23 protein-coding genes are annotated in these 26,253 nt (G+C 73.0%); 13 read left to right on the plus strand and 10 right to left on the minus strand.

All coding sequences use genetic code 11. The features are described from left to right. Positions 1 to 133: 133 nt before the first annotated feature. The 3 genes from ACFWRO_RS27945 to ACFWRO_RS27955 all read right to left on the minus strand — a co-directional run bounded on the left by ACFWRO_RS27945 (position 134) and on the right by ACFWRO_RS27955 (position 5,644). The gene (locus tag ACFWRO_RS27945; RefSeq protein ID WP_384514459.1) at positions 134 to 2,167 is read right to left on the minus strand and encodes a S8 family serine peptidase; all 2,034 of its coding nucleotides are present in this window, start codon (positions 2,165 to 2,167) and stop codon (positions 134 to 136) included. Positions 2,168 to 2,779: 612 nt separating this feature from the next. Then, complete coding sequence (locus ACFWRO_RS27950) at positions 2,780 to 4,303, minus strand: aldehyde dehydrogenase family protein (RefSeq protein WP_384514462.1); 1,524 nt, start codon at positions 4,301 to 4,303, stop codon at positions 2,780 to 2,782. A gap of 45 nt (positions 4,304 to 4,348) precedes the next feature. Then, positions 4,349 to 5,644, minus strand: a complete 1,296-nt coding sequence (locus tag ACFWRO_RS27955; RefSeq protein WP_384514465.1) for a GAF domain-containing protein — start codon at positions 5,642 to 5,644, stop codon at positions 4,349 to 4,351. Positions 5,645 to 5,953: 309 nt separating this feature from the next. Here ACFWRO_RS27955 and ACFWRO_RS27960 point away from each other — a divergent pair, with 309 nt between their 5' ends. Continuing rightward, a complete protein-coding gene (locus tag ACFWRO_RS27960) occupies positions 5,954 to 6,808 on the plus strand; it encodes a bifunctional 5,10-methylenetetrahydrofolate dehydrogenase/5,10-methenyltetrahydrofolate cyclohydrolase (RefSeq protein ID WP_384514467.1) in 855 nt (284 codons plus the stop codon). Between the two features lie 158 nt (positions 6,809 to 6,966). Further along, positions 6,967 to 7,566, plus strand: a complete 600-nt coding sequence (locus ACFWRO_RS27965) for a hypothetical protein (RefSeq protein ID WP_384514470.1) — start codon at positions 6,967 to 6,969, stop codon at positions 7,564 to 7,566. Positions 7,567 to 7,655: 89 nt separating this feature from the next. Here ACFWRO_RS27965 and ACFWRO_RS27970 read toward each other — a convergent pair whose 3' ends face one another. Both ACFWRO_RS27970 and ACFWRO_RS27975 read right to left on the minus strand, forming a co-directional pair. Next, positions 7,656 to 9,011 carry an SWF or SNF family helicase gene (locus ACFWRO_RS27970; RefSeq protein ID WP_384514473.1) on the minus strand — a complete coding sequence of 452 codons (1,356 nt, stop codon included), beginning with the start codon at positions 9,009 to 9,011 and terminating at the stop codon, positions 7,656 to 7,658. After that, positions 9,008 to 11,959, minus strand: a complete 2,952-nt coding sequence (locus tag ACFWRO_RS27975; RefSeq protein WP_384514476.1) for an SNF2-related protein — start codon at positions 11,957 to 11,959, stop codon at positions 9,008 to 9,010. The genes ACFWRO_RS27970 and ACFWRO_RS27975 overlap by 4 nt, the downstream gene beginning before the upstream one ends. Before the next feature lie 276 nt (positions 11,960 to 12,235). On the opposite strand from ACFWRO_RS27975, the gene ACFWRO_RS27980 reads away from it, so the two are divergent. Both ACFWRO_RS27980 and ACFWRO_RS27985 read left to right on the plus strand, forming a co-directional pair. Then, the gene (locus ACFWRO_RS27980; protein ID WP_384514479.1) at positions 12,236 to 13,375 is read left to right on the plus strand and encodes a fatty acid desaturase family protein; all 1,140 of its coding nucleotides are present in this window, start codon (positions 12,236 to 12,238) and stop codon (positions 13,373 to 13,375) included. Between the two features lie 16 nt (positions 13,376 to 13,391). Continuing rightward, positions 13,392 to 13,574, plus strand: a complete 183-nt coding sequence (locus tag ACFWRO_RS27985) for a hypothetical protein (protein WP_362009004.1) — start codon at positions 13,392 to 13,394, stop codon at positions 13,572 to 13,574. 87 nt (positions 13,575 to 13,661) lie between these two features. Here the strand turns inward: ACFWRO_RS27985 and ACFWRO_RS27990 are convergent, their stop codons facing one another. From ACFWRO_RS27990 to ACFWRO_RS28000, 3 genes are all read right to left on the minus strand, one after another. Beyond that, on the minus strand, positions 13,662 to 14,519 hold the full coding sequence (locus tag ACFWRO_RS27990) for a hypothetical protein (protein ID WP_384514482.1): 858 nt from the start codon (positions 14,517 to 14,519) through the stop codon (positions 13,662 to 13,664). Positions 14,520 to 14,619: 100 nt separating this feature from the next. After that, the gene (locus ACFWRO_RS27995; protein ID WP_384514484.1) at positions 14,620 to 14,925 is read right to left on the minus strand and encodes a hypothetical protein; all 306 of its coding nucleotides are present in this window, start codon (positions 14,923 to 14,925) and stop codon (positions 14,620 to 14,622) included. Positions 14,926 to 15,141: 216 nt separating this feature from the next. After that, positions 15,142 to 15,744: a class I SAM-dependent methyltransferase gene (locus ACFWRO_RS28000; protein ID WP_384514487.1), complete on the minus strand. Its 603-nt coding sequence runs from the start codon at positions 15,742 to 15,744 to the stop codon at positions 15,142 to 15,144. A 151-nt stretch (positions 15,745 to 15,895) separates the two neighbouring features. Here ACFWRO_RS28000 and ACFWRO_RS28005 point away from each other — a divergent pair, with 151 nt between their 5' ends. From ACFWRO_RS28005 to ACFWRO_RS28025, 5 genes are all read left to right on the plus strand, one after another. Beyond that, positions 15,896 to 16,834: an MHYT domain-containing protein gene (locus ACFWRO_RS28005; protein ID WP_384514490.1), complete on the plus strand. Its 939-nt coding sequence runs from the start codon at positions 15,896 to 15,898 to the stop codon at positions 16,832 to 16,834. Positions 16,835 to 17,025: 191 nt separating this feature from the next. Beyond that, positions 17,026 to 19,854, plus strand: a complete 2,829-nt coding sequence (locus ACFWRO_RS28010) for a nitrate- and nitrite sensing domain-containing protein (RefSeq protein ID WP_384514493.1) — start codon at positions 17,026 to 17,028, stop codon at positions 19,852 to 19,854. After that, positions 19,851 to 20,285, plus strand: a complete 435-nt coding sequence (locus ACFWRO_RS28015) for a roadblock/LC7 domain-containing protein (RefSeq protein ID WP_362008988.1) — start codon at positions 19,851 to 19,853, stop codon at positions 20,283 to 20,285. Before ACFWRO_RS28010 ends, ACFWRO_RS28015 begins: the two co-directional genes overlap by 4 nt. A gap of 13 nt (positions 20,286 to 20,298) precedes the next feature. Continuing rightward, positions 20,299 to 20,715, plus strand: a complete 417-nt coding sequence (locus ACFWRO_RS28020) for a DUF742 domain-containing protein (protein WP_384514495.1) — start codon at positions 20,299 to 20,301, stop codon at positions 20,713 to 20,715. Continuing rightward, positions 20,696 to 21,313, plus strand: a complete 618-nt coding sequence (locus tag ACFWRO_RS28025) for an ATP/GTP-binding protein (protein ID WP_384514498.1) — start codon at positions 20,696 to 20,698, stop codon at positions 21,311 to 21,313. The genes ACFWRO_RS28020 and ACFWRO_RS28025 overlap by 20 nt, the downstream gene beginning before the upstream one ends. Before the next feature lie 70 nt (positions 21,314 to 21,383). Here the strand turns inward: ACFWRO_RS28025 and ACFWRO_RS28030 are convergent, their stop codons facing one another. Next, on the minus strand, positions 21,384 to 21,809 hold the full coding sequence (locus ACFWRO_RS28030) for a PPOX class F420-dependent oxidoreductase (RefSeq protein WP_384514501.1): 426 nt from the start codon (positions 21,807 to 21,809) through the stop codon (positions 21,384 to 21,386). 175 nt (positions 21,810 to 21,984) lie between these two features. Between ACFWRO_RS28030 and ACFWRO_RS28035 the strand changes: the two genes are divergently transcribed. From ACFWRO_RS28035 to ACFWRO_RS28045, 3 genes are all read left to right on the plus strand, one after another. Continuing rightward, positions 21,985 to 22,389, plus strand: a complete 405-nt coding sequence (locus tag ACFWRO_RS28035) for a roadblock/LC7 domain-containing protein (RefSeq protein ID WP_384514503.1) — start codon at positions 21,985 to 21,987, stop codon at positions 22,387 to 22,389. Between the two features lie 83 nt (positions 22,390 to 22,472). Continuing rightward, positions 22,473 to 23,486 (plus strand): DUF6397 family protein, encoded by a 1,014-nt coding sequence (locus tag ACFWRO_RS28040; RefSeq protein WP_384514505.1) that lies wholly within the window; start codon positions 22,473 to 22,475, stop codon positions 23,484 to 23,486. A gap of 83 nt (positions 23,487 to 23,569) precedes the next feature. Then, positions 23,570 to 25,117 carry an ATP-dependent DNA ligase gene (locus ACFWRO_RS28045; RefSeq protein WP_384514508.1) on the plus strand — a complete coding sequence of 516 codons (1,548 nt, stop codon included), beginning with the start codon at positions 23,570 to 23,572 and terminating at the stop codon, positions 25,115 to 25,117. Positions 25,118 to 25,119: 2 nt separating this feature from the next. Here the strand turns inward: ACFWRO_RS28045 and ACFWRO_RS28050 are convergent, their stop codons facing one another. Then, positions 25,120 to 25,605: a DUF6328 family protein gene (locus ACFWRO_RS28050; protein ID WP_384514582.1), complete on the minus strand. Its 486-nt coding sequence runs from the start codon at positions 25,603 to 25,605 to the stop codon at positions 25,120 to 25,122. Positions 25,606 to 25,751: 146 nt separating this feature from the next. Between ACFWRO_RS28050 and ACFWRO_RS28055 the strand changes: the two genes are divergently transcribed. After that, positions 25,752 to 26,177, plus strand: coding sequence for a hypothetical protein (locus tag ACFWRO_RS28055; protein WP_384514511.1), 426 nt, complete (start codon positions 25,752 to 25,754; stop codon positions 26,175 to 26,177). Positions 26,178 to 26,253 lie beyond the last annotated feature (76 nt).

Consider the following 26,253-nt stretch of genomic DNA (forward strand, 5'->3'; position numbering starts at 1 on the left):
GCGTCTCAACGGGGGCCGCGGAGGCAACGGTCGGCGGACGCGGAGAGTGTCACCGCGGCCGACTGTTGTCCGCGCCCCCGGGCCTCGGCGTCCTGGCCCGACCGAACGGGCCGGGACCTTGCCCGCATGTGCTTCAGAGAATGCGCCAGGCGACGGCGTAGGGCTGGGCGAACAGAGTGATCCGGTGAGCGCTCACGACGACCTCGGTCTCCCCGGCGGGGATGTCTCGCCAGTGGACCTGCTCGACGTTGTTGACGCGGTCGAAGCCGGAACCCGTGCCCATGTTGCCGTGGCGTTCCTGACCGTCCGCGCGGACGATCAGGTCGAGGTCGTTCTGCAGGGCCGCCCCCGGGGGGTCGGTCCAGACGAGGGTCACCTTCAGCGTGCGGACCGCTCCCTCCGGAATGGTGATGACGAAGGTGCGCTCCTCTCCCTGGTCCAGTTCCTTGGCGTCGGTGAAGCCCGCCCGGCCGGCGTCGGTCGGCAGGACGACGGCACGCTTGAGGTTGACGAGGCCGAAGCCGGAGTTGTTGTTCGGCGACGGGCCCGCCTCGGTGGGGACGTACTGACCGGCCAGTTCGTCGGCGCCGTTGATCAGCATGGCCTTGATGAGCGCGGCGCTGGGCTTCGGGGTGCCGTTCTTCACAAGCGTCTCGCGGAGCACCGCCACACAGCCGGCCACCAGCGGGGTGGCCATGCTGGTACCGCTGATGAAGGAGAACGCGGGGTCCGTGGAGACACCGAAGGTCGTGATCGCCGGCGCCACCCGCGAGCGGGCGGACAGGATCGACGTGCCCGGGGCGACGACATCGGGCTTGAAGCGTCCCTCCTGGGACGGGCCCCGGCTGCTGAAGGCCGCCATCCCGCGGGGGTTGTCCGCCATCTTGTCGCCGTTGATCGGCGGGACCGGCCACCGGATCTGTCCGCCCGTCAGCTGATCGTACGTCTTGGAGATCTCGGGCCGGTGGCCCTCGCTGGCTCCCACGGTGATGACGTTCTTGGCCGCGGTCTCCCCGCTGACGGACCTCATGTTGATGCGTCCGTCCCCGTCCCGGTCAGTGCCGTCGTTGCCCGCGGCGAAGAGGATGACGAAGTCCTTGTTGTCCCAGACCATCCGATCGGCCTCTTTCGCGGCCTGGTTGTAGGGCAGCCCCGGGGTTACCGGGCCCCACGAATTGGTGTGGATCCGTGCCCCGTCCTCCAGGAAGGGCGGTTCGAACAGATTGCGGAGGTTGTTCGGGATGCCGCCGAGTTCGCCGTTCTCGTCCATCACGGACTGCAGGACCAGTCTCGCCTCCGGAGCCGTTCCGGTGACGGGTTCGCCCATCGCCGCCGACGTACTGTCGCCGAGGACCGAGCCCGCCACATGGGTGCCGTGCCCGTCGGGGTCGTCCGTCCGCGGGGGGCTCGTACGGCCCAGGGCGACCAGCCGCTTGACCCGGCCGGTGAAGGCGGGGTGCACATTGGTGTTCAAGCCCTTGTCGAAGCCGGTGTCGGCGACGCACACGATCTGGCCCTCGCCCCGGAACTTCGTGCCGTTGAGCGACACGTGGGCGTTGAGCAGGGTGCCCGAGACGGTGTTGTACAGGACCCGCTCGGGGACCTCCTCGATCTCCTTCACCTCGTCGAGCGAGGCGAGGGCGGACAGGTCCTCGTCGCGGATCGTGATGCGGACCTTCTCGCCGTCGGGCTGTACGTCGCCATGGCTGGCTCCGGCCGCCGCCGCGATCCGGTCCCGCAGTCCGTCCTCGCTCATTTCGACGTCCTCGTGCAGGACGATGTCGACGAGGCGGGGTCGCGGACCCGCACCGACCAGAGGCTCGGCCAGTTCGGCGACGCCCGTGCGCAGCCGGGTCGACCGGAGAGACTGGCCGATCTTGAAGCCCTTGAGGTACACGTCCGCCCAGGCCACGAACGGCAGTGCGCGTACGGCGTCCAGATCGCTCGGCCGGTAGCCGCACAGATAGGTGTCGTCCGGAACGTATTCCTGGATCACCACGCCGAGCTCCGAGAGTTGTTCCTTCTCTTCGGCTGTGGGTGGGTGTGTCGTCTGCACGAGCAGATAGTTGGACGCGGAGGCGTCCTCGGACACCAGCGATGCGGCGACCATCTCATCGGACTGGACCAGTGGGTCCACCGTCACGCCGTTGATGGTGATACGGGCCATGCCGAACTCCCGGAGGGTGTGGGGGGATGCTGACGGGCGCGCACCGGGCAGCCGTGGCGCGCCCCGGCGCTGGCCGCGCCGACGCCCACATGGCCGAAGCCCGTCTGGACCGATGGCACGCCGGGCTGCGTGGTTGTTCCGTTCGGCGATCACGCTAGGCGGGCGACCGTCCCCCTGCACTCCGAGCCCGCCCGGAGGCCCCCATCCGGGCTCGGCATTGCTCCGGCAGGGCGCTCGACAACAGCGCCGGCCTGGGCCTCCACGTCTGTGCGGGGCGCGCGGAGGCGTGGTCTGTGGTGTCCTGGGGCCGGAGGGCAGAACCATTCCCTGCCCAAGGGGAGCACCGTGAGGGTGGCACACCACGTGCTCTTTCGCACCCTCGGGAAGATCGACGAGTCTGCAGAGCAGACCGTGACGACTGTGTCGCAGAGTTCCGGCCGGCCGGCAATCGTTGACTCGTATGGCCACTGCGATGCCGGCGCGGGCCGTCCCCGTACCCGTGGGCGTTCGACCAGAACGCGTGGGCTCGTGAGCCTGAGGAGGAGTGGCGGAGTGCCCGGCAAAGGGCGCCTGCCGGGTGAAAGCCAGGGCCAGGCGCCCTTCATTGTGCCTCTAGAAGAACCCGAGCTTCTTCGGCGAGTAGCTCACCAGCAGGTTCTTCGTCTGCTGGTAGTGATCCAGCATCATCTTGTGGGTCTCGCGGCCGATGCCCGACTGCTTGTAGCCGCCGAAGGCGGCGTGGGCCGGGTAGGCGTGGTAGCAGTTCGTCCAGACGCGGCCCGCCTGGATCGCGCGGCCCGCGCGGTAGGCCGTGTTCGTGTCGCGGGTCCAGACGCCCGCGCCGAGGCCGTAGAGGGTGTCGTTCGCCGTGCGGATCGCGTCGTCGAAGTCCGTGAAGGAGGTGACCGCGACGACCGGGCCGAAGATCTCCTCCTGGAAGATCCGCATGCGGTTGTCGCCTTCGAAGATCGTCGGCTGGACGTAGTAGCCGCCTGCCAACTCGCCTTCGTACTCGATGCGCTGACCGCCCGTGAGGATCTTCGCGCCCTCCTGCTGGCCGATGTCCAGGTACGACAGGATCTTCCGCAGCTGGTCGTCGGAGGCCTGCGCGCCGATCATCGTGTCGGTGTCCAGCGGGTGGCCCGGGACGATCAGCTCCGTGCGGGCGATCGCCGCCTCCAGGAACTCGCTGTAGTGGCCGCGCTGGATCAGGGCCCTGGACGGGCAGGTGCAGACCTCGCCCTGGTTCAGGGCGAACATGGTGAAGCCCTCCAGCGCCTTGTCCCGGAAGTCGTCGTCCGACGCCCAGACGTCGTCGAAGAAGATGTTCGGGGACTTGCCGCCCAGCTCCAGCGTGACCGGCTTGATGTTCTCGGAGGCGTACTGCATGATCAGCCGCCCCGTCGTCGTCTCGCCCGTGAACGCGATCTTCGCCACGCGCGGCGAGGACGCCAGCGGCTTGCCCGCCTCGGGTCCGAAGCCGTTGACGATGTTGACCACGCCCGGCGGCAGCAGATCGGCGACCAGGCTCATCCAGAAGTGCACGGACACCGGGGTCTGTTCGGCCGGTTTGAGGATCACCGTGTTGCCCGCCGCGAGCGCCGGCGCCAGCTTCCAGACCGCCATGAGGATCGGGAAGTTCCACGGGATGATCAGCCCGACGACCCCCAGCGGCTCGTGGAAGTGGTACGCCACCGTGTCGTCGTCGATCTCGCTCAGCGCGCCCTCCTGGCCGCGCAACGCCCCCGCGAAGTAGCGGAAGTGGTCGATCGCCAGCGGGATGTCGGCCGCCAGCGTCTCGCGGACCGGCTTGCCGTTCTCCCAGCTCTCCGCGACGGCAAGCTCCGCCAGCTTCGCCTCCATCCGGTCGGCGATCCTGAGGAGGACGTTCGACCGCTCGTTCGGCGCTGTACGACCCCACGCCGGAGCCGCCGCGTGCGCCGCGTCGAGGGCCCGCTCCACGTCCTCCGCGGTGCCGCGGGCGACCTCGGTGAAGGGGCGGCCGTCGACCGGGCTCGGGTTCTCGAAGTACTGGCCCCGCGCCGGGGCCACGTACTCACCGCCGATCCAGTGGTCGTAGCGCGGCAGGTACGACATGAGCGCGCCCTCGGTACCGGGTGCGGCGTAACGGGTCATGGACATGGCCTCCCTCGGACGACGCCGGCCGTCCCTGACCGGCGCTCATCGCCGAGTGTGCGGAGCCCTACGTTGCAACCCCGTTGCGCCCGCGGACAGTTCCTCGTCCAGGGCGCGCAGGCGGGCCAGTACCGGAGGCCTGCCCGAGGCGGGCACCACCTCCGCAAGGGCCCGCCACATCTCCACGTCGTCCTCGCCCCACGCGCTGTACGTCCAGTCCGCGAGCAGCGCCGCGTCTCCCCGCTCCACCAGCGACGCCCGCAGTCGGCCCGCGAGCCGCTCCCGCAGTCGTACGACTTCGGGGGCGCGGGACGCCGGCAACAGCGGCCCCGCGTAGTCGGCGAGCGCCGCCGACACCGCACCCGAGCCCAGGCGCCGGTCCACCGTCGCGAAGTCCGCGTCGACCTCGGCCGCCAACCGGTACGGGCGCGAGCGCAGCGACTCCGGCCCCAGGAGCCCGCGCAACCGGGACAGCTCCGCCCGCAGCGTGACCGGGGTGACCGACTCGTCCTCGTACAGGAGCGTGAGGAGTTCGTCGCCGCCCACACCCTCCGGGCGATGGGCCAGCACCACCAGGATCTCGCTGTGGCGCCGGCTCAGCCGCAGCCGGCGGCCCGCCACGGTCAGGAGCGCCTCGTCCCGGCCGAGCGCGGTCAGCCGCATCCGGTCGGTGGTGCGCGGCGGCGCCAGCAGGGCCAGCTGCGACTCCGCCGCCCGCGCCACGGCCTGCACGAACGCCAGACTGTGCGGGTGCGCAAGGCCGTCCCCGCCCGTGATGTCGACGGCGCCGAGCAGGCGCCCGGTGCGCGGATCGTGTACGGGAGCGGCGGCACAGGTCCACGCCTGCACCGGCCGCTGGAAGTGCTCGGCGCTGAACACCTGCACCGGGCGGTCCACCGCGATCGCGGTCCCCGGAGCGTTCGTCCCGGCCACCGACTCCGACCAGCGGGCCCCGGCGACGAAGTTCATCGCCCGCGCCCGCCGCAGCGTCCCCGGATGGCCCTCCACCCACAGCATGCGGCCCGCCGCGTCGCAGACCGCCAGGAGGTGTTCGCCGTCCGCCGCGTACGTACCCATCAGCTCCCGGATCACCGGCATCGCCGCGGACAGCGGATGCCCCGCGCGGTGCTCGGCGAGCTCGTCGTCCGCCAGCTCCACACAGGCCGCGCCGTCCGGACTCACCCTGGCCCGCGCCGAGCGCCGCCACGACTCCGCGACCAGCGGGCGCACCGACGGGAGGGGGACCTGACCGCCGTTGCTGCCGCTGCCGCTGGTGAACACTTCGTGCGCCCGCCGCAGCGCCCCGGCGTCCGGCTCCGCCGCCAGCCACGCATCGCTCAACTCGGCCTCCACGTCGAGGTCCCACGACGGTCCCGTCCCGTGGTCCGTCCCCGCCGTCCGTCCGTCGTCATCGTCATCCGCGATGACGTTGTCGACAAGCGTCCCGACACCCCGGCATATGCGCCCTGTCCGAACACCGCCCTGGGGCCCCGCCCCGGCCTCACGTAGAGTAGGGCTCGGGCCGTGACTGGCGCTTGAGGTGGATCACCACCGGGGAGCGGCCCCGCGGACCCCGCGCACCCGCGCGGATCCGACGCTGCCGTGCGCCTGGGCGATCACCCTGTCCTCGACGACGCCCAGGAGTGGCCCATGTCCACCAGTACCGCCTCCCTCATGGACGGCACCGCCCTCGCCCGCCGCACGGTCGAGGAGACCGCGGCCCGCGCCGCCGAGATCACCCGCCGCACCGGCGTCACGCCGTGCCTCGCCACGGTGCTCGTCGGCGCGGACCCCGCCTCCGTGACGTACGTGAAGATGAAGCAGAACCGCTGCGCGAAGGCCGGAATCCGTTCCAAGCACGTCGAGTTGCCCGCCGAGACGACGACCGAGGAACTCGTCGCCGCGATCACCGCGCTCTCCCAGGACCCCGACGTCCACGGCATCCTGCTCCAGCACCCGGTCGGCCCGCACATCGACGAGCGGGCCGCCTTCGAGGCGATCGACCCGGCCAAGGACGTCGACGGAGTCACCATGGCCTCGTTCGCCGCCATGGGCTTCGGGCTGCCCGGGTTCGTCTCCTGCACGCCCGGCGGCATCATGCGGCTGCTCGACGCGTACGAGGTCGATCCGCGCGGCAAGCGCGCCGTCGTCGTCGGCCGCTCAGCGATCCTCGGCAAGCCCGCCGGCCTGCTGCTCCTCGGCCGCGACGCCACCGTCACGTACTGCCACTCGCGCACCACCGAACTGTCCGAGGTCGTCCGCGAGGCGGACATCCTCGTCGCGGCCGTCGGCAAGCCCCGGTTCATCCGGGGTGAGGACATCAAGCCCGGCGCCGTCGTGATCGACGCAGGCTACAACCCGGGCAACGTCGGAGACGTCGACTTCGACACCGCCGCAGAGCGGGCCTCCCTCATCACCCCCGTACCTGGCGGTGTCGGCCCGATGACGATCGCCGTGCTCCTCGCCCAGACGGTCGAGGGAGCCGAGCGTCAGCTCGGTCTGTAGTCGGGGCCGCCGTCGAGGCCGGCGGTCGCCTCATAGCACGGGCGAGGGGTTCCGAACGGCCTGTACGGGAAAGGGAAGTGTCACGGTTCTGTACGGGCCGTGCTTCAACTCGGCGTCGAACCAACCCTGTTGAGGCATTGCGGGTGACCCTGGTCACCATGTCCCCGCTCTCCGGCGAGAATTCGCCGTCGTTCGCTTCGCCGTCGTTGGCCCGGTACTTCATCGTGCCGATCCTCGTCCTGGTCGCGGCCGTCGCCTTCGCGGTCCGCCAGGAGAGCCAGAGCCGGTGGGACGCGACCGCCCGGGAGCGGGCCGTCGCGACCGTCGGCGCGTCCGCCGAGGGCGCCCCGGCCGCCGGTGACCAGCTCGCCGCGCAGGGCGGAACGGCCGGGACAGCCGCCGGCGTCCCGTACCACCGCCTCAAGCCGGGGGAGTGCTTCGACATCGACCGGGCCGCCCCCGGCTCCGTCGTACGGCGCGGTTGCGACCGGCCGCACGACGCCCAGCTCGTCACCGTGGTCCGCCTGACCGGCGAGCACCGCACCGACAGGCAGATCCGGGACGCGGCGGCGGCCCTGTGCCGCGAGCCGCTCCGCCGCAAGGCCTCCGCCCAGCCGCGCGGCACCCGCTGGACCACCTTCGTCCAGTACCCGTACCGCTCCGGCTACCTCCTCGGCGCCGACACCGTGGCCTGCAGCCTCACCGCGTACGCCGCCCCCGGTACGGCCGCCCGGCCGCTGACCGCACGGCTGCGCTGACCAGCCGACTGTGCTGATCACCCGCCTGCGCTGACCACTCGCCGTCGCTGACCACCCGCCCCGGAGGCGCCGTAGTTCCTCCCGTGCCGTCAGCCCTCCCGCGCCGCCAGGCTCGCGAGCGCGGCGGCGGGGTCCTGGTCGGCGGGACCCGCCGGGACCCAGGAGCCGCGCTCCTTGCGGAAGGGCCACCAGCGGCCGTCCTCGCCGACCCGCAGCTGCGCGTCCGCGCCGACCACGGTCCAGCGCGCCGCCCCGGACTGCCGCAGAACCGGCCTCTCGGCCGTCTCCCAAGCCTCCGAGAGCACCGACTTCGCGCGGGCCAGCGCCTCGTGACCCGGTGTCCACTCCTCGTCCAGTACGGAGAGGGCGGCAGCGCCCCCGAAGCGCCACGCGCGCGTGGCCGGGCCAAGGTCCGTCCGGCGCCGCCCCGCCCCCTCCGCGAGCTGCGCCTCGACCCAGGACGGGGGAGCCCCCGTTGCCGCCATCCGCACGGCGTCCTGAGCGGGCGTCAAGACCGGTTCCGGCCGTGGGCGCTCGTGGCCCGGCGCGAGCGCCTCGGCCAGCAGCCGGTGGGCACGGGCGGCCGCGTCCGCCGCGAGGAACTCCAGCGCCGCCGGGTCGAGCCCCGGCGCCGGCTCGGTCTCGGTGTCCAGCGAGGGCGGCTCGCCCGGGACTGACGGAAGCGCCGGAGGCGCGGGCAGCGGCGGCAGGATGTCCCGCGCGGCGAACGCCTCCTCGGCCGATACGCCCTTGGCCGAAACGTCCTCGGCCGACTGCTGGGTGCTCGGTGCCGTGGCCGTCGCCGCCCGCGCAGCGCTGCGCTCCTGCAACGCGTCCACGAGCGCCCGCTCACCGCGCCCCCGCATCAGCAGCAGCACGAACGGGTCCTCGTCCAGCAGCCGAGCCACCTGGTAGCAGAGGGCGGTCGTGTGCGGGCAGTGGTCCCACGCCTCGCAGCCGCACTCGGGGTCCAGGTCGCCGATGCCCGGCAGGAGTTCGAGCCCGGCCGCCGCCGCGTCCTCCACCAGGTGGGGCGGCATCTCGTGGTCGAGCAGCGCCGCGATGTGCCCCGCGCTCTCCACCGCCAGGTCGAGCAGCCGGTCCCAGTCGCTCTCCGAGAGCTCCTGGAGCAGGACATCGCTGCGGTACGAAGAACCGTCACGGTCCTTGACGACCGCCGTGATCCGGCCCGGCCGCACCGACACCGCGCCCACCGCGCCCGCGCGCGCCTGGCGCCGCCCCTGCTTGAGCTGCTGGCCGTCGAGCGCCGTGTCCTCCAGGGCCTTGAGCCAGGCGCGGCCCCACCAGGTGCGGGCGAAGGCCGAGCCCGGGGCGGGCGGCAGCGCGGCGAACGTCCGCTCGTCGCCGGGACGGTGGTGGCGGCCGTGGGTGTCACCGCGGTCGGGCTCGTGGTCGTGCTCACCGCCGAATCCGTAGTCGCTCATCGACCGTCCTCCCCGATTCCGATTCCGCGCCCAGTTCTGTCCCCGTCCCCGCTCCCGCTTCCGCTTCCGCTTCCGCGCAGGCTCACGAGGTCCGCCAGCTCGGAGTCGGTCAGTTCGGTCAGCGCCGCCTCGCCCGAGCCGAGCACGGAGTCGGCCAGCGCCCGCTTGCGCAGCAGCATGTCCGCGATCCGGTCCTCGACCGTGCCCTCGGCGATCAGCCGGTGGACCTGCACAGGCTGGGTCTGCCCGATCCGGTACGCACGGTCGGTGGCCTGGGCCTCAACGGCCGGGTTCCACCAGCGGTCGTAGTGCACGACGTGTCCGGCCCGGGTCAGGTTGAGGCCCGTGCCCGCCGCCTTCAGCGACAGTAGGAAGACCGGCACCTCGCCGTTCTGGAAGCGCTCGACCATCGCCTCGCGCTCGGCGACCGGGGTGCCGCCGTGCAGGAACTGCGTGCGCACGCCCCGCGCCGCCAGATGGCTCTCCAACAGCCGTGCCATCTGGACGTACTGGGTGAAGACCAGCACGCTCGCGTCCTCGGCGAGGATCGTGTCGAGCAGCTCGTCGAGCAGTTCCAGCTTGCCGGAACGGCCCTCGATCCTGGGCCGCTCCTCCTTGAGGTACTGCGCCGGGTGGTTGCAGATCTGCTTGAGCCCCGTCAGCAGCTTCACGACAAGACCGCGCCGCTCCATCCCGTCCGCCTCGGCGATCGCCGCGAGGGTCTCGCGCACCACCGCCTCGTAGAGGCCCGCCTGCTCCTCGGTCAGGGAGACGGCGCGGTCGGTCTCGGTCTTCGGCGGCAGCTCGGGCGCGATGCCCGGGTCGGACTTGCGGCGGCGGAGCAGGAACGGGCGGACAACCGCGGCCAGACGCTCCGCGGCCGCCGGATCCTCGCCGCCCTCGACGGCCGAGGCGTAGCGGGACCGGAACGTGCCGAGCCGGCCGAGGAGACCGGGGGTCGTCCAGTCGAGGATGGCCCACAGCTCGGAGAGGTTGTTCTCGACCGGGGTGCCCGAGAGGGCGACGCGCGCCTTGGCGCCGAGGGTGCGGAGCTGCCTGGCGGTGGCCGAGTACGGGTTCTTGACGTGCTGGGCTTCGTCGGCGACGACCATCCCCCACGTCAGGTCGGCCAGCCGGTCGGTGTCGAGCCGCATCGTGCCGTACGTCGTGAGGACGAACTCGCCGTCGGCCAGACCCTCCAGGCTGCGCGACGGGCCGTGGAAGCGGCGTACGGGAGTGCCGGGCGCGAACTTCTCGATCTCCCGCTGCCAGTTGCCCATCAGCGAGGTCGGGCAGACGACGAGGGTGGGACCGGCGGCCGACGGGTCGCTCTGCCGGTGCAGATGGAGCGCGATCAGCGTGATGGTCTTGCCCAGACCCATGTCGTCGGCGAGGCAGCCGCCGAGCCCGAGCGACGTCATCCGGTGCAGCCAGTTGAGCCCGCGCAGCTGGTAGTCGCGGAGCGTCGCGGCGAGCGCGGCGGGCTGGGGAACCTCCTGCGGGCCGCCCTCCGGGTCGGCGAGCCGGGCGCGCACCTGCTCCAGCCAGCCCGACGCCCGGACCTCGACGCGCGTGCCGTCCACGTCCGTGGTTCCGGTGAGTACGGCTCCGAGCGCGTCGACCGGGGTGACCTTGCGGTCCTGGGACGCGCGGGCGCGGCGGACCTCGGCGGGGTCGACGAGGACCCACTGGTCGCGCAGCCGGACTACCGGGCGCGCGGCCTCGGCCAGCTGGTCCAGTTCGGCGCGGGTGAGGTCCTGGTCGCCGATGGCGAAGCGCCAGTTGAAGGCGAGGAGGGCGTCGGCGGAGAGGAAGGAGGGGAGCGCGGAGGACCGCCGTCCGGGGTCCCCGTCCGATGCGGTGTCGATGTCCTCGGTGTCAGTGCCTTCCGTATCGGTGCCTCGGATGGGCTCGGCGGTTTCGCCGCCCGCCGGGCCGATCACCGCGTGGGCGCTGAGCCGGTGGGCCAGGTCGCGCGGCCAGTGGATCTGGACGCCCGTCGCGGCGAGCGCCCGGGCCGCCGGGCCGAGCAGGTCCGTGACCTCGTCGTCGGCCAGCTCGACCGCGTCCGGGACGGCCGCCGAGAGCAGCGGCGTCAGCGGGGCCCAGGCGCGCGCGGCGCGGCGCAGCGCGAGCAGGGCGTCCATCCGGGCGCGGGGCCCGAAGGCCGCGGCCGTCGGGCCAGAGCCGGCCCAGACCTCCGCCGCGTCCGCGACCAGCGTCGGGTCGGCGACGCTGTGCATCTGGAGCACGGCACGGAAGGCCGGGGCCTCCCGCTCGCTCAACCCGGGCAGTTCCAGACGCAGGGAGAGCCGTACGCCCGCGTCGTGACCGGCCGCCACGTCCGCCGCCCAGGCCCGCTGCGCGGGCAATACCTGAGGCTCGTCGGCCGCGAAGGCGGGCCCGCCGGCGGCCAGTGGGGCGGCCGGGGTGCGCGGCAGCCCGTCCACGACCGCGTCCACGAAGGCGCGCAGCAGCCCCTCCGGCTCGGGGAGGAGGACGGGCTCGTCAGCGGAGAGCGGTACGGCATGGGCGGCCGGCGGCATCGACGCGGCCAGGGACCGGAGGTCGGCCAACTCCTCGGCGCCCAGCGGCCCCGCCCGCCAGGCGTCGCGGTCGGTGGCCGTGAGGCCGGGCAGCAGGAGCCCCTTCGCCGCCAGGTGCAGGGCGAAGAGGGAGGCGGCGCCCCAGAACGCGGCCGCGGGCGAGGCCACGTCCGAGAACCGGGCGCGGGTGAGGAGCGGCAGGGCGTCCCGTACGGGTACGAGCACGGCCGGAACCTCCCGCGGGCGCACGTCGTCGGCCACCACGGTCAGCCGGTCGGCCGTCGCCGGGAGGTGCTCGGAGGCGGGGGACCAGAAGGCGATGCGCCCGGCGCGCGGCGGGTCGGCGGGCAGGAAGACGGCGGAACAACGGGCGAGTTCATCGAGTCTCAGGGACGGCGACAACACATTCCTCAAATTTGACTACTGGGCCGAGCGGCCGAGGGTACAGGAGCGCCCGGCCCTGCCGTGAGCGGAATCGCGGTGACCTGGCTCACATGCCGATCGCCGGCCGGCACGACGCCACTCCGAGGGTGGAGCCAGCCCTACCCCTCCCCCCGGGGAATCCCCCCGGGATCTCGGGGGGTGACGTCATGGCTGCGGAGGATCACCGATCCGTAGGTTCGAGGGAGTCCGGGCGGTACGCGCCCGGGACCCCGCCCACGGACCCCGGAGACCGCCATGCCCCAGGCCACCGCAACGCTCACGGAGCCCGATCGGAGCGCCGCCACCGCGAGTCCCGCCGACCCGCGTACCGCCACCCCGTCCACCGCCACCCCGCCCACGGCAGCCCGGCGCGGCGGCGGCAGCGAGTTCGGGCCGCTGCTGCGCACCATCAAGGAACAGGGCCTCCTGGAGCGGAGGACCGGTTGGTACGCGCGCGGTATGGCGGTCAACTTCCTGGGCCTCGCCGCCGTAGCCGCCGGTCTGGTCCTGCTCGGCCCCTCCTGGTGGGCCCTCCTCCTCGCCGTACCGCTCGCGCTGCTCTCCGCGCGCGTGGCCTTCGTCGGTCATGACGCGGGCCACGCCCAGATATGCGCGGACCGGCGCTGGAACCGGGTCATCCAGCTCGTCCACGCCAACCTCCTGCTCGGGATGAGCCAGGAGTGGTGGAACGACAAGCACAACCGCCACCACGCCAACCCCAACCACCTCGACAAGGACCCGGACGTCACGGCCGACATCCTCGTCTTCGCCCAGCACCAGACCACCGACCGCACCGGCTTCCGCCGCTGGCTCACCCGCCACCAGGCCTGGCTCTTCTTCCCGCTGACCACCCTGGAGGGCATCGCGCTCAAGGTGTACGGGTTCCAGGCGCTGTTCTCCAAGGACGGGCCCTTCCGGACCCGGCGCGAGCGACTCGTCGAAGGCGCCCTCCTCCTCGCCCACGTCACCGGCTACGCCGCTCTCCTGCTGGCCACCCTCACGCCCGTCCAGGCCCTCCTCTTCGCCCTGATCCACCAGATGCTCCTCGGCCTCCACCTCGGGATGGCCTTCGCCCCCAACCACAAGGGCATGGAGATGCCCGACGCCCACCCCGACGGCGACAGCTGGGGCCACCTGCGCCGCCAGGTGCTCACCTCGCGCAACATCAGGGGCGGATTCCTGACCGACTGGTTCCTCGGCGGGCTGAACTACCAGATCGAGCACCACCTCTTCCCGAGCATGCCGCGCCCGCATCTTCGACTCGCCCAGCCCGCCGTGCGTGCGCACTGCCGTACGGTGGGTATCTCCTACACAGAGACCGGTTTCGTCGAGTCCTACCGACAGGCGCTCGGACATCTGCACGAGGTCGGCGAGCCGCTGCGCTCGGCAGCGTGAGAAGGAGGCGTCGCACATGTCGACACGGACGAAGGTCGTCATCGGGGGAGTGGCCGTCGGCCTCCTCCTGATGCCCCTCATCGGGTTCTGGCTGTCCCTGCTGGTGGTGCTCGGCGTACCCGCCGTGGCCTACCTGGCCCTCGACCCCAGTCAGCGGCGCCGGCTCCGCCGGATCTCCCGCAAGGAGATCAACCGCTGACACGCTTTTCGTTCCCGAAGGCGACCCGCGACAGCATCACGCTGCTCGCGGGTCTCGGCGTCGAGGGGGTCTGATCCGGGCGGGCGATCAGGAGGGGCGTACGGCCATCGTGTCCAGGGCCTCCAGGAGCGCGGGCAGTTTGGGGCCCCGGGCCACCGGGAGGACCTCGTGCGGTTCGTCGTCCAGGAGGACGAAGGCCATGTCGTCGGTCCGGGCCACCAGCGACCAGCCCGGCCCGTCGGCCCGGAGCATCCGCGCCTCACCGGTGGCGAAGGCGGAGCGCACCCGGCCCACCGGCGGCGCGTCCTCCAGATACCCGCGCAGCTCGGCGAGCGCCCGCCGGACACCGTCGTAGGGGTCGCTTACGGGAGCGGTCCCGACGGCGGCCGGGGAGGCCGCTGAACCGCCGTCGCGGCCCGATGCGGACTCCGCGGCCGTACTCGATTCCTGGCCCTGACCCTGGTCCGCGCCCTCGTCCAGCTGCGCCCGCCAGTCCGCCCACTGCAGCGCGACCTCGTCGGCACCGAGCCGACGCTGCGCCGGGCCCCAGCCCTCGCCGTCCGGCGGGGACAGGGGAGCGCGGTCGCCCTCCTCGTGCTCCGGGTCGTGCGGGGCCGGAAGGCTGGGCGCGGCCGTGGCCACGTCGAGCGGCCAGCCGGGGAGCGCCGCCACGACCGTACGCTCGTCGGGGGAGAGGTCGTACTCCATCCCGCAGTCCCAGGAGGCGATCGCCACGGCGACCAGCGACACGTCGTCGATGATCACCGTCCACCGGGCGCCCGCGCCGTCCTGGCCGAGGACGAGGCCGTACCCCCCGGCGTACGGTTCGAGGCCGAGCGCCGCGCACGCCGCCGGGTAGTCGTCGCCGAGCACGCTCGGGAACTGCGCGGGCGTCAGCAGCACGGCGGTCAGCACATACAGCGCGTCGTCGTCGGCGGTAGCCACGGCAGCCTCCCCATCTGGTCGTCGGCGCACCTTAACCAGTGGGTAACCCGCGCGTCGAGAGTCTTCGGAAGGAAAGTGGCGCGGCCCGTTCCGTCCGAGGTCAGGCGGGCGGAAGGCCGAGCAGATGCCGGGCCACGGTCTCCGGCGACTCGTCCCGCTCGCGGGCGAGCGCGATCACCGCCCGGCATGCGAGCTCGTTGATGCCGAACGTGAGGGCCTCGGGCGACACCCACGTCACCGCGTCGTCGATCCGGTCCTGGTCGTCCTCCACGCACCCCGTGACGTAGGTCGCCGCCGCCTCGAAGATGTTGTGCTGCCGTCGCACCTCGCGGCGCTCGCGCCGTTCGCCCGGTGCCCGGCGCGCGGAGGGGAGGAGGGAGTTCAGTAGCGCTCGCACACGGGCCATGGCATGCCGCCTTTCCCGGACACGGCTGCCCGGCATCTCCACCGTAGACAGGGAGGTGCCGGGACAGAAGGGCGCGGAGTGCGGGTGACGTGATCAGGTCAGGCTCAGGTCCCGTTCAGGCTCGGTTCAGGTCAGGCTCAGGCTCGGCTCCCGCGCGGTTCGCGCCCCGCTCATGTCTGGTTCGCGCCCGGCCGACCTCCTGCGCTTCGCGCGCGCTCACTGGTCCTCGCGTACGGCGACCACCAGATAACGGTCGTCCTCGTCCACGTAGCTGACCATCCGCCAGTCCGAACCCGACAGAAGGGGGCGGAGGTTGTGCTCGGCCCGCAGATCGTCCTCGGTGATCCGGCGCCCGTGGCGGGCGGCGAGCGCGGCCCGGCCCACGGGGTGGAAGAGGGCGAGCTGTCCGCCGGGGCGTACGACCCGGGCGAGTTCGCGCAGGTTCGCGGCCGGATCCGCCAGGTGGGAGACGAGCCCGGCGCCGAACACCGCGTCGAGCGCCCCCGTGCGCAGCGGCAGCCTGGCGACATCGGTCAGGAGCAGGGCGCCGGCCTCGTCCCGCCCGGCGCGGACCGCCGCGGCGAGCATCTCGGGTGTCAGGTCCGCGCCGACGACGGTCCCTGTCGGGCCGACGGCCGCGCGCAGCGCGGGCAGCGCCCGGCCGGTTCCGCACCCCGCGTCGAGCACGGCGGCGCCGGGGCGCAGGCCGAGCGCGGCGACGGCCGCGGCGTACGCGGGGGCGTCGTCGGGGAAGCGGGCGTCCCAGCCGGCGGCGCGGGGGCCGAAGAACTCCTGGACATGGGTGGGGTCGTCGCTCATGCGTGCATGATGCCTCAGTCCCTGGGGTGAACGTCCTGTGTCCATGTTCGAGCGCGGCACGATCGTTCTGGAACATCTCTGCGTCATATTCCATCAGCTTTCGAAATGCGCCCCTGATGCGCCCCCTTGTCCGGACTAGCGTCCCTGAGTCATGGGACACCTGGACCACGCCGCCTTCGGCTGGCTGACACCTGTGCTGTCGTACGCGATGGCCTGCATAGGCGCCGCCCTCGGGCTGCGCTGCACCGTACGAGCGCTCGACGCGACCGGCCGCTCGCGCCGCAACTGGCTCCTCACCGCCGCGTCCGCCATCGGCACCGGCATCTGGACGATGCACTTCGTCGCGATGCTCGGCTTCGGCGTCACGGGAACGGACATCCGCTACAACGTTCCGCTGACCGTCCTCAGCCTGCTCATCGCCATGGCCGTCGTCGGAGTCGGCGTCTTCGCGGTCGGCTACGGCCGCGACCGGGGCCGCTCCCTGCTGATCGGCGGACTGACGACCGGCATCGGCGTCGCGAGCATGCATTACATGGGCATGGCCGCCCTGCGCCTGCACGGGCAGGTGACGTACGACCCGATGCTCGTCGGGCTCTCCGTCGCCATCGCCGTCGTCGCCGCGACGGCCGCGCTGTGGGCCGCGCTCAACATCCACGCGCCGGCCGCCGTTGCGCTCGCCTCCTTGGTCATGGGCGTGGCCGTCAGCAGCATGCACTACACCGGGATGTTCGCGGTCGAGGTGGAGGTGGCGCCCTCCTCGGCGGAGCTTCCCGGGGCCACCGCCATGCAGTTCATCTTCCCGCTCGCCGTGGGCCTCGGCTCCTACCTCTTCATCACCTCGGCCTTCGTGGCGCTCTCCCCGACCGCCAGGGAGCGTGCCGCGTACGCCTCCGCCGAGCTGCTCACCGAACCGGACGAGCGGGCGGTGGACGTGGCCCCGCCCGGCTTCCGAGCGGCGGCCGGCCGGGTGCCGGACGACGGCCGCCCGCAGCCGACGACCGCCGGGACCTCGTACGGCTCGTCATCCGGCGCCACTCCGTCGTACGCCTATCCGGCGGGGCCCGTGGACGCCGGTCCGCCCGGGACATAGGGCTCGGTCCCACGCCGCGGGAGTCCGCCGGAGATCGCCGCAGACCGCCGGAGACGGCCGGTTAGACCGCCCGCGACCGTCCCGGGCGGCGCGTACGGCCCGATGGACCTGATGGATCCGACGCCATCCGACTCACCCCACGCACCCGACGCACATCGCACCACGACAGACGCAGCCGGAACGAGGAGGCCATGCGAACTCCCCGCAAGACCCAGGACGCCGGGACGACGCCGCCGCAGCAGCAGGCGGCGCGGGGGCGGCGCGCGCACGCGGGGCCGCCCGCCGACGAACCGTCCGAGCGCGCCCCCGAAGCCCCGCCCGGGGCGGCCGACCCGTTCGGCCCGGGCGCCCCGACCGTCGGCCCGGCCCCGTCCCCTCCACGGCGGCGCGGACTGCGCCCGCGTACCGTCCGCGCGAAGATCGTCTCGCTGCTGATGGTTCCCGTGGTCTCGCTGCTGGCCCTCTGGGGGTTCGCCACGGTCACCACCGCCCAGGACATCGCCCGGCTGCGCCAGCTCCAGCGGGTCGACGCCGAGATCCGTGAACCCGTCGCCGCCGCCGTCACCGCGCTGCAGGCCGAACGCCGGGCCGCCGTCCGGCAGGTCGCCTCGCCCGGCACGGGGCGCGCCACGGAGCTCAAGGACCAGGCGCGGCGCACCGACGCCGCCGTCGCCCGGCTCCGCCTCGACGAGCGGCACACCGTCGGCGCCACGGGCGACCTCCCTCGCGAGGTCGCCGACCGGGTCGGCCGCTTCGTCACCGAGGTCGAGGGTCTGGCAGCGCTGCGCACCACCGCCGCGACCGGGAAGGCCGACTGGGACGAGGTGTACACGGAGTACACGGCCACGATCACGGCCGCCTTCGCGGTCGGCGGCGCCCTGGCCGGAATCCAGGACGCCGAAGTCGGTGCCCACGCGCGCGTGCTCCTCGAATTCGGCCGTGTCGGCGAGATGCTCGCCCGTGAGGACGCCCTGCTCGGCTCCGCGTACCTCGGGGGCGAACTGAGCGCGGAGAGGCTCCGGCTGTTCACCGGCGCCGTCGCGACCCGGCGCACCCTCACCGAGTCCGCCACAGCCGATCTGCGCGGTCCCGAGCGGGCCGCCTGGGAGAAGCTCGCCGACGAGCGCGGCTACCTGCAGCTCACCGCCGCCGAGGACCGGATCGGCGCCGCCACCCCGGGCCGCAAGGCGGTCCAGGCCGTGCCCGCCGCCACCTGGGACGACGCGATGGCCGTGGTACGCGGCGGCCTGACGACCATCGAGACCGACGCCCGGCACGCGGCGGCCGACCGCGCGGCCCCCTTCGGCGGGGGCGTGTTCACCGCCGGTGGCGCCGCCGTCCTGCTCGGCCTCGCCGCCGTGGCCGCCTCCCTCGTGATCTCCGTACGCATCGGCCGCGGCCTGGTCATCGAGCTGATCAGCCTCCGCAACACGGCCCTCGGCATCGCCCGGCGAAAGCTTCCTTCCGCCATGCGGCGGCTGCGGGCCGGCGAGGAGATCGACGTACAGGCCGAGGCGCCGCCCGGGCCCGCCCCGCAGGACGAGATCGGCCAGGTCGGCGAGGCGCTCATCACCGTCCACCGCGCCGCCCTCTCCGCCGCGGTGGAGCGTGCCGAGCTCGCCAGCGGCATCTCCGGCGTCTTCGTCAACCTCGCCCGCCGCAGCCAGGTCCTGGTCCACCGGCAGCTCAACCTGCTCGACAGCATGGAGCGCCGCGCCGACGACCCCTCCGAGCTCGGCGACCTCTTCCGGCTCGACCACCTGACCACCCGTATGCGCCGCCACGCCGAGAGCCTGATCATCCTGTCCGGCGCCGCGCCCGGACGCGCCTGGCGGATGCCCGTTCCGCTGACCAACGTCGTACGCGCTGCCGTCTCCGAGATCGAGGACTACGCGCGCGTGGAGATGCGCCAGCTCCCGGAGACGTCCGTCGTCGGCGGCGCGGTCGCCGACCTCACCCACCTGCTGGCCGAACTCATCGAGAACGCCGCGCAGTTCTCGCCGCCCCACACCAAGGTGCGGATCAGCGGCGAACCCGTCGGCAACGGCTACGCCCTGGAGATCGAGGACCGGGGCCTCGGCATGGGCAAGGAGAGCCTCGCCGAGGCCAACACGAGGATCGAGCAGTCCGAGGCGCTCGACCTGTTCGACAGCGACCGGCTCGGCCTCTTCGTCGTCAGCCGGCTCTCCTCCCGGCACGACATCAAGGTCCACCTGCGCACCTCGCCGTACGGCGGTACGACGGCCGTCGTCCTGCTGCCCATGGATGTGCTGCAGGGCGCGCTCCCGCCCGGGAAGGGCGCCCCGAACGGCCGGACGCCCGAGGCGGCCTTCGGGGACGGACCGTACGGGCACACCGTCCACAGGGAGCGGCCGGGCGGCGCGGACGCCGCGTTCCCGCGCCACCAGCACCCCCAGCAGTCCGTCACCGCGGGCTCCGTACCCACCCAGTCCCTGCCCCCGTCCCACCCCCAGTCCGCGCCGCCGCCCCCGCCGCAGCCGCTGCCCCGCCCGCCCCGCATCCCCGCCCTGCCGGGGCAGCCGGACGGGGCGGAGCTGGGAGCGGATCACAGCGCGCCCGAGCAGACCCCGGCCGGGGTGACCAGCCTCCGCGGGCGCGGCCGCCCTTCCCCGCAGGGCCCGCACACCGCACCGCCCCCGCAGACCCGCTCGGCGCCCCGGACTCCGCCCGTCCCGGCCCAGACGGGTGCTCCCGCCGACGACTTCGGCGACCTGCCCCGACGGGTCCGTCAGGCCAGCCTCGTACCGCAACTGCGCGAGGCTCCACCGACCGACCTCCCGCCCACGCCGACCGTCCAGGGCGCGGGCGAACGCACCCCCGAACAGGTCAGGGACCGGATGACCGCCTACCGCGACGGCTGGACGCGGGGCGGCGGCGCGGCCCCCGGCACCAGACGCCCCCTCGGAACCGGCTCCGGCCGCGACCACGCCCCTGACCACGGACGCGACTTCGGCCCCGACCACCCCCTCGACCCCGGCAACGAAGGAGACCACGCATGATCGACCACGAGAGGATGTCCCACCACCGCTCCGGTGAACTCGACTGGCTCCTCGACGACCTCGTCGTCAGAGTCCGCGAAGTCCGGCACACGGTCGTGCTCTCGAACGACGGCCTCGCCGTCGGCTCCTCCAGCGGGCTCAGCCGCGAGGACGCCGAGCACCTGGCCGCCATCGCCTCCGGCTTCAACAGCCTCGCCAAGGGCGCCGGCCGCCAGTTCCACACCGGCGGAGTCCGTCAGACGATGGTCGAGATGGACGACGGATTCCTGTTCGTCGCGGCCGCCGGCGACGGCTCCTGCCTCGCCGTCCTCAGCTCCGCGAGCGCCGACATCGGACTGATCGCGTACGAGATGGCCCGCCTCGTGAAGCGGGTCGGCGAGCACCTGCACACCCCGCCGCGGCTCACCGCGACCCCGCCGGCCGCCGGCTGACCGGAGACACCCCATGAACGTGGACAGCACCGGCGACGGCCAGCCCGCGCCGGGCAGTCAGTGGTACGACGCGGACGCCGGTCCGCTCGTCCGGCCGTACGCCATGACCGGTGGCCGTACGAAGCCGGGGCCCAGCAACGTACGGTTCGACCTCATCGCACTCGTCGTCGTCGACGACAACCCGCCCGGCGGGGCCGAGGAATCGCTCCTCGGCCCGGAACACCGGGCCCTGCTCACCCAGTGCCGCGCGGAGACGCAGTCGGTGGCCGAACTCGCCGCCGACGCCGACCTGCCCATCGGAGTCGTCCGGGTCCTCCTCGGCGACCTCCTCGAAGCGGGCTTCGTCAAGGTCAGCCGACCCGTACCGCCCGCGCAGCTGCCCGACGAACGGATCCTGAGGGAAGTCATCGATGGCCTACGAGCGCTCTGAGAGCACGGGTGCGGGCGGTGGCGTGGACTCCACGGCCCTCGCGTTGAAGATCCTGGTCGCCGGCGGGTTCGGCGTCGGCAAGACGACCCTGGTCGGCGCGGTCAGCGAGATCCGGCCTCTGCGGACGGAGGAACAGCTCAGCCGGGCGGGGGAGTCGGTCGACGACACCGGGGGCGTGGACCAGAAGACGACCACGACGGTCGCCATGGACTTCGGCCGGATCACGATCCGGTCAGGGCTCTCCCTGTACCTCTTCGGCACGCCCGGACAGGACCGGTTCTGGTTCCTCTGGGACGAGCTGTCCCAGGGGGCGCTCGGGGCCGTCGTCCTCGCCGACACACGACGTCTGGAGGACTGCTTCCCGGCGGTCGACTACTTCGAGCACCGCAAGATCCCGTTCGTCGTCGCCGTCAACTGCTTCGTGGGCGCGCGGAACTACGGGGCGCACGAGGTCTCCCGGGCGCTCGACCTGGACCGGGGCACGCCGGTGGTGCTGTGCGACGCCCGGGACCGGGACTCGGGCAAGGAGGTGCTGATCCGGCTGGTCGAGTACGCGGGCCGGATGCACACGGCACGGCTGCTGGACTCGGTCGGGTGACGGCACACCCCGTGATGCCGGTGCCGCGCTTCTACGGGTGCACGGCCCCGGCGTCACACGGCGTACGGGCTCAGTCGGCGACGCCGCTCTGGGCGGTCACCCTCTCGATCCGTACGCGTACGAGGAGTTCCCCAGGGACCCCGTTGCGCGCGCCGAACTCCTCGGCGCGGCCCTCGCCCATGTACCGGCCTCCGATGCGCGCGGCCGAGCGGCGCAGCTCCGCCGGGTCCTCGCTGATCTCGGCACGGCCGCGGAGCGAGACGTACGCGAACGGCGGCCGGTCGTCGTCGACACACAGCGCCACGCGCGCGTCGCGGGCCAGATTGCGCCCCTTCACGGTGTCCTTGCCGGTGTTGAAGACGATGTCGTCGCCGTCGAGGACGAACCAGATCGGGACGACGTGCGGACTGCCGTCGTCGCGGACGGTGGCCAGCTTGCCGGTGCGGGTTCCCTCGGAGACGAAGGCCCGCCACTGTTCCTCGGTCATCTTTGCCATGTCCCCATGCTCCGTCATCGGCCGCTCTTCGTGGCACTCCGTATTGCCCCATGGGACACCAGGGGGCCGGGGGTGCTTGCCCTGTCCACGACAGTGCGTAAGGCTTGCCGCGACACGCGGACCGCGGGGACTTCGGGTCGACGGGGACGCAACACACAGGGGGAAGGACCGACGCATGGCGCTGGACACGGAACTTGACTGGCTCCTGGACGACTTGACCCGAAGGGTCGAGTACATACGGCACGCGCTCGTGCTGTCCAACGACGGGTTGGTCACCGGCGCGAGCAGCGGCCTGGCCCGGGAGGACGCCGAGCACCTGGCCGCTGTCTCCTCCGGGCTGCACAGCCTCGCGCGCGGCTCGGGCCGGCACTTCCAGGCCGGGCGCGCCCGGCAGACGATGGTCGAGTTCGACGAGGCCCTGCTCTTCGTCACGGCGGCGGGCGAGGGTAGTTGCCTGTGCGTCCTGAGCGGCGCGGAGGCCGATGTCGGCCACGTCGCGTACGAGATGACGCTGCTGGTCAACCGGGTCGGCGAGCACCTCGGCGTGGCGGCACGTCAGCCGGGCGGCGCCGACCTCTGAGTTATCCACAGGGCGAGCGGGACTGAGCTTCTCCGCGCTACGGTCGTCACCGAGAGTAATCACCACTCACGGGGGAGACCGTCATGGCAGGAGAAGAGGACACCCGCACGCTGGCACCGACGCGAGCGGCGCAGGAACTGGAGCTGAGGCGCGACGAATTCCAGCTCGCCGTGCAATTGGGCCTGGTGAGGACCGTGCCGGGCGCCGTGCCCGGCATGCCCAGGGCCTCGGGCGCCGCGCCGGCGGCCTCCGGAGCGCGGGGCGGGCGGCGCAGGGTCGCGCAGGGCGAGATCGACCGGCTCAAAGCCGCACCGGACTTCCCGTCCGGGCTGCGCGAGCGGGTCCGGACGGTCGGTACGACGGAGGCGGCCGTACTGCTCTCCGTACCGCCGGAGCGCTTCACCCGGCTCGCCAGGACGGGGCACCTGAGCCCGGTGCGGTTCTACCTCAACCGCTACCGCGCGGTGGTCTGGCTCTATCTCGCGGCCGAAGTGGGCGAGTTCGCCCTCACCCAGTCGACCCTGCTGACCGGGAGGCTGCCGGGCGAGATCCGGGAGCGTGCCGACGGAGGCGAGGACTGCAGGCCGCGCAACTGGCGTGCCCGGCGACTCGGGCTGCTCCTGCGGGCGACCGAGGACCCCTGGGTCCGGGCGGCGGCCATCGCCTCGCTCCTGGACCCCGCCCAACTGGCCGAGGTGGTCGACGACCCGTACGAACGCACCCATCTCGACCGGCTTCGCCCGGAACCGCCCTCGGGACTGCCGGAGTCGGCGGCCTCCCGCGAGATCGCGGAGCGGCTGACGGTGGCGGACGACCCGGACGAGATCCTCTGGCACCGCATGAGCCTCGCCATCGCCCTGGACGAGGCGCGCGAGTACCGCCCGGCCCCGCGCCCGGAGGGCGCCGTGGGCGCTGTCGGGGCGGTGGTCGAGGGGCTGCAATCCGTCGACGGGCCGGGTGTCGGCTTGGCCCGGCCGCCCCGTGCCGCGACGCTCGTCCGTCCGCCCGCGCGTCGCACCCGGCGCGGACTCCTCGACCGGCTGCGGCGCCGCAGGACGGTGGCCGGGGCAGAGGCGGAGGTGACGACGCAGGGCTAGAGGGGCGAACTCGGTTCGGGTGTCACCATGTACTACGGCCACCCGACGTGCGGTTCCGCTGCCGGGAGGTAGAGGATGGTCGCATGCTGCTGGCCCGACTTGCGGATGCGTCCCATCAGGTCTCCGCGGTCTCCGCCCGCTCGCGGAAGATCGCGGTCCTGGCCGATCTCTTCTCGGAGGCCGCGCCCGAGGAGAGCCCGCTCGTCATCGCCTACCTCTCCGGCCGGCTCCCGCAGGGCCGGATCGGCGTCGGCTGGAGCGTCCTGAAGAACGTGATCCCGCCCGCGGTGCCGCCTGCCGGGCGGCCCCTGCTCACCCTCGACGGCACGGACGCCGCCATGACCGAGCTCGCGGCCGTCTCCGGGGCCGGGTCGCAGGCCGAGCGCGCCCGGCTGGTCCATGAGCTGATGGCCGCCGCCACCGTGGAGGAGCAGGAGTTCCTGATCCGGCTGCTCTCCGGTGAGGTACGTCAGGGCGCCCTCGACGCGATCGCGCTCGAAGGCGTCGCGCGGGCCGCCACCGTGCCCTCCGCCGAGCTTCGCCGGGCTGTGATGCTCGAGGGTTCCCTGCCGCGCGTCGCGCGGGCCGTGCTCGCAGAGGGGCCCGCCGCCCTCGACACCTTCGCGCTGCGCGTCGGCAGCCCTGTCCTGCCCATGCTCGCCCACACCGCCGGCTCGGTCACCGAGGCCGTCGCCGGCCTCGGCGCCTGTGCCGTCGAGGAGAAGCTCGACGGCATCCGGATCCAGGTGCACCGGAGAGGAGAGGACGTGCGGGTGTTCACCCGCTCCCTGGACGACATCACCGGCCGGCTGCCCGAAGTCGTCGCCGTGGCACGGGAGACGCCCGGCGACCCGTTCATCCTCGACGGCGAGGTCATCGCGCTCGACCCCGCCACAGGCCGGCCGATGGCGTTCCAGGACATCGCCTCCCGGGTCGGCTCCCGAGTCGACGTCGAGGGCGCCAGCGCCGCGGTGCCCCTCTCACCCGTCTTCTTCGACGTGCTCGCGGCGGACGGCGAGGTCCTCATCGACCGGCCGGGGCAGGAGCGCCACGCCGCGCTGGTCCGGCTGCTCCCCGAGGAGCGCCGCGTGCGCCGGTTCGTCGTCGACCGCGCGGGCGAGGCCGAACAGGTCCGGGAGGCCGAGCGGTTCTTCACCGACACCCTGGCCAGGGGCCATGAAGGGGTCCTCGTCAAAGCCCTGGACGCGCCCTACGTGGCGGGCCGGCGGGGCCGCACCTGGCTGAAGGTGAAGCCGGTGCACACCCTCGACCTCGTCGTCCTCGCCGTCGAATGGGGCCACGGCCGCCGCACCGGGCTGCTCTCCAACCTCCATCTCGGCGCCCGGGCCGCGGACGGCACCTTCGTCATGCTCGGCAAGACGTTCAAGGGCCTGACCGACGACATGCTCCGGTGGCAGACCGAGAAGCTCGGCGAACTCGCCGTGGAGGACGACGGGTTCACCGTACGGGTGCGGCCCGAGCTCGTCGTCGAGATCGCGTACGACGGTCTGCAGCGCTCCACCCGCTACCCGGCCGGAGTGACGCTCCGCTTCGCCCGCGTCGTACGGCACCGGCCGGACAAGGCGGCCTCCGAGGCCGACACCGTGGAGCAGGTCCTCGGCGGAGCGTGAGGTCAGGACCCGGGTTCCCGCCGGTCGGTGTACCGGCGGCGGACCCAGAGCGGCAGCACGTACCAGCAGAGCAGGTACCAGGCGACCAGACCCGTCACCAGCCACGGCACGAATGTGTCGTCCGTCGCGACCCGCAGGACGAGCAACAGCGCCGACGTCAGCGTCGCGAGCAGCAGGACGAGCCCGACGAACGTCAGCCGGGACGCCCAGACAACCGTCTCGGGTTTGAGGCGGCGCCCCGCCACGATGCGGTGGAACGACACCGGCCCGATCAGGGCGCCGGTGGCCGCGGCGGCCAGCGACACCGTGACCACGTAGATCGTCCGGTCGGTGTCCGACAACTCGGTGAACCGGGGCGCGAAGACGACCGTGAGCAGGAAGCCGAAGAGGATCTGCACGCCGGTCTGGGCGACCCTGATCTCCTGCATCAGCTCGCTCCACCGGCGGTCCGCGCGCTCCTCCGGCGTCTCGCGACGCCCATGGAACAGTCCGTCGCTCCCCGCCCGGTCCTGGTCCGGTGCCTGGTCCTGGTTGGCTGGAGTGGACACGGAACCTCCCGTGGTCGCCCCCCTCGCGGGTTACCGCGCGAGGCGACTTCAACCCCCGAACGTCGCGTGACACCCCGCCGCGAGGGATGCTGGAAGCGTGGCGGGACGACATCCGTACGCCCGGCAGCGAGGAGATGAGCGACGTGTACGACACGCACATCGACACCGACGTCACCGTGCAGCTGAGCGACTGCGACCGGGAGGACGCCCAGGCCGTCTTCGACGTCCTCGATCACGTCTACCGGCTCGAGGACATGTCGGCGCCCGGCCCGCGGGCGGCGACCGCGCCCGCCCCCACCGTCTGGATGGCCACGTTCGACACGGCCGAGGGGCGTCGCGAGGAGGCCGGACCCGTGCACCTGACGGGCATGGTCGGAGCGCTCCTCACCGGTGGCTACCGCGCGGTCGACGAGGTCGAGAAGACCCTCGCGGCCACCTTCGACATCCAGTCGCTGCAGTCCGTGTCGGGGGACCAGGAGACCGAGGCCCGGCTGCTGCTCTCCTCCCGCTGACCGGCCTCGTGCCGGGCTGCTGACCCGCTGACCTGCCGGCTTCCGCCGGCACACCGACGCCCCGGGCGGAGCGGAC

The organism is Streptomyces sp. NPDC058579, from assembly GCF_042718575.1.
Lineage (GTDB): Bacteria > Actinomycetota > Actinomycetes > Streptomycetales > Streptomycetaceae > Streptomyces.

Excerpts from the sequence above, each read along its gene's own strand:
- ACFWRO_RS27945 (WP_384514459.1), bottom strand. The coding sequence starts at position 2,167 with ATGGCCCGTATCACCATCAACGGCGTGACGGTGGACCCACTGGTCCAG.
- ACFWRO_RS27950 (WP_384514462.1), bottom strand. The coding sequence starts at position 4,303 with ATGACCCGTTACGCCGCACCCGGTACCGAGGGCGCGCTCATGTCGTAC.
- ACFWRO_RS27960 (WP_384514467.1), top strand. The coding sequence starts at position 5,954 with ATGTCCACCAGTACCGCCTCCCTCATGGACGGCACCGCCCTCGCCCGC.
- ACFWRO_RS27965 (WP_384514470.1), top strand. The coding sequence starts at position 6,967 with ATGTCCCCGCTCTCCGGCGAGAATTCGCCGTCGTTCGCTTCGCCGTCG.
- ACFWRO_RS27970 (WP_384514473.1), bottom strand. The coding sequence starts at position 9,011 with ATGAGCGACTACGGATTCGGCGGTGAGCACGACCACGAGCCCGACCGC.
- ACFWRO_RS27980 (WP_384514479.1), top strand. The coding sequence starts at position 12,236 with ATGCCCCAGGCCACCGCAACGCTCACGGAGCCCGATCGGAGCGCCGCC.
- ACFWRO_RS27985 (WP_362009004.1), top strand. The coding sequence starts at position 13,392 with ATGTCGACACGGACGAAGGTCGTCATCGGGGGAGTGGCCGTCGGCCTC.
- ACFWRO_RS27995 (WP_384514484.1), bottom strand. The coding sequence starts at position 14,925 with ATGGCCCGTGTGCGAGCGCTACTGAACTCCCTCCTCCCCTCCGCGCGC.
- ACFWRO_RS28000 (WP_384514487.1), bottom strand. The coding sequence starts at position 15,744 with ATGAGCGACGACCCCACCCATGTCCAGGAGTTCTTCGGCCCCCGCGCC.
- ACFWRO_RS28005 (WP_384514490.1), top strand. The coding sequence starts at position 15,896 with ATGGGACACCTGGACCACGCCGCCTTCGGCTGGCTGACACCTGTGCTG.
- ACFWRO_RS28010 (WP_384514493.1), top strand. The coding sequence starts at position 17,026 with ATGCGAACTCCCCGCAAGACCCAGGACGCCGGGACGACGCCGCCGCAG.
- ACFWRO_RS28015 (WP_362008988.1), top strand. The coding sequence starts at position 19,851 with ATGATCGACCACGAGAGGATGTCCCACCACCGCTCCGGTGAACTCGAC.
- ACFWRO_RS28020 (WP_384514495.1), top strand. The coding sequence starts at position 20,299 with ATGAACGTGGACAGCACCGGCGACGGCCAGCCCGCGCCGGGCAGTCAG.
- ACFWRO_RS28025 (WP_384514498.1), top strand. The coding sequence starts at position 20,696 with ATGGCCTACGAGCGCTCTGAGAGCACGGGTGCGGGCGGTGGCGTGGAC.
- ACFWRO_RS28030 (WP_384514501.1), bottom strand. The coding sequence starts at position 21,809 with ATGGCAAAGATGACCGAGGAACAGTGGCGGGCCTTCGTCTCCGAGGGA.
- ACFWRO_RS28035 (WP_384514503.1), top strand. The coding sequence starts at position 21,985 with ATGGCGCTGGACACGGAACTTGACTGGCTCCTGGACGACTTGACCCGA.
- ACFWRO_RS28040 (WP_384514505.1), top strand. The coding sequence starts at position 22,473 with ATGGCAGGAGAAGAGGACACCCGCACGCTGGCACCGACGCGAGCGGCG.
- ACFWRO_RS28045 (WP_384514508.1), top strand. The coding sequence starts at position 23,570 with ATGCTGCTGGCCCGACTTGCGGATGCGTCCCATCAGGTCTCCGCGGTC.
- ACFWRO_RS28055 (WP_384514511.1), top strand. The coding sequence starts at position 25,752 with ATGCTGGAAGCGTGGCGGGACGACATCCGTACGCCCGGCAGCGAGGAG.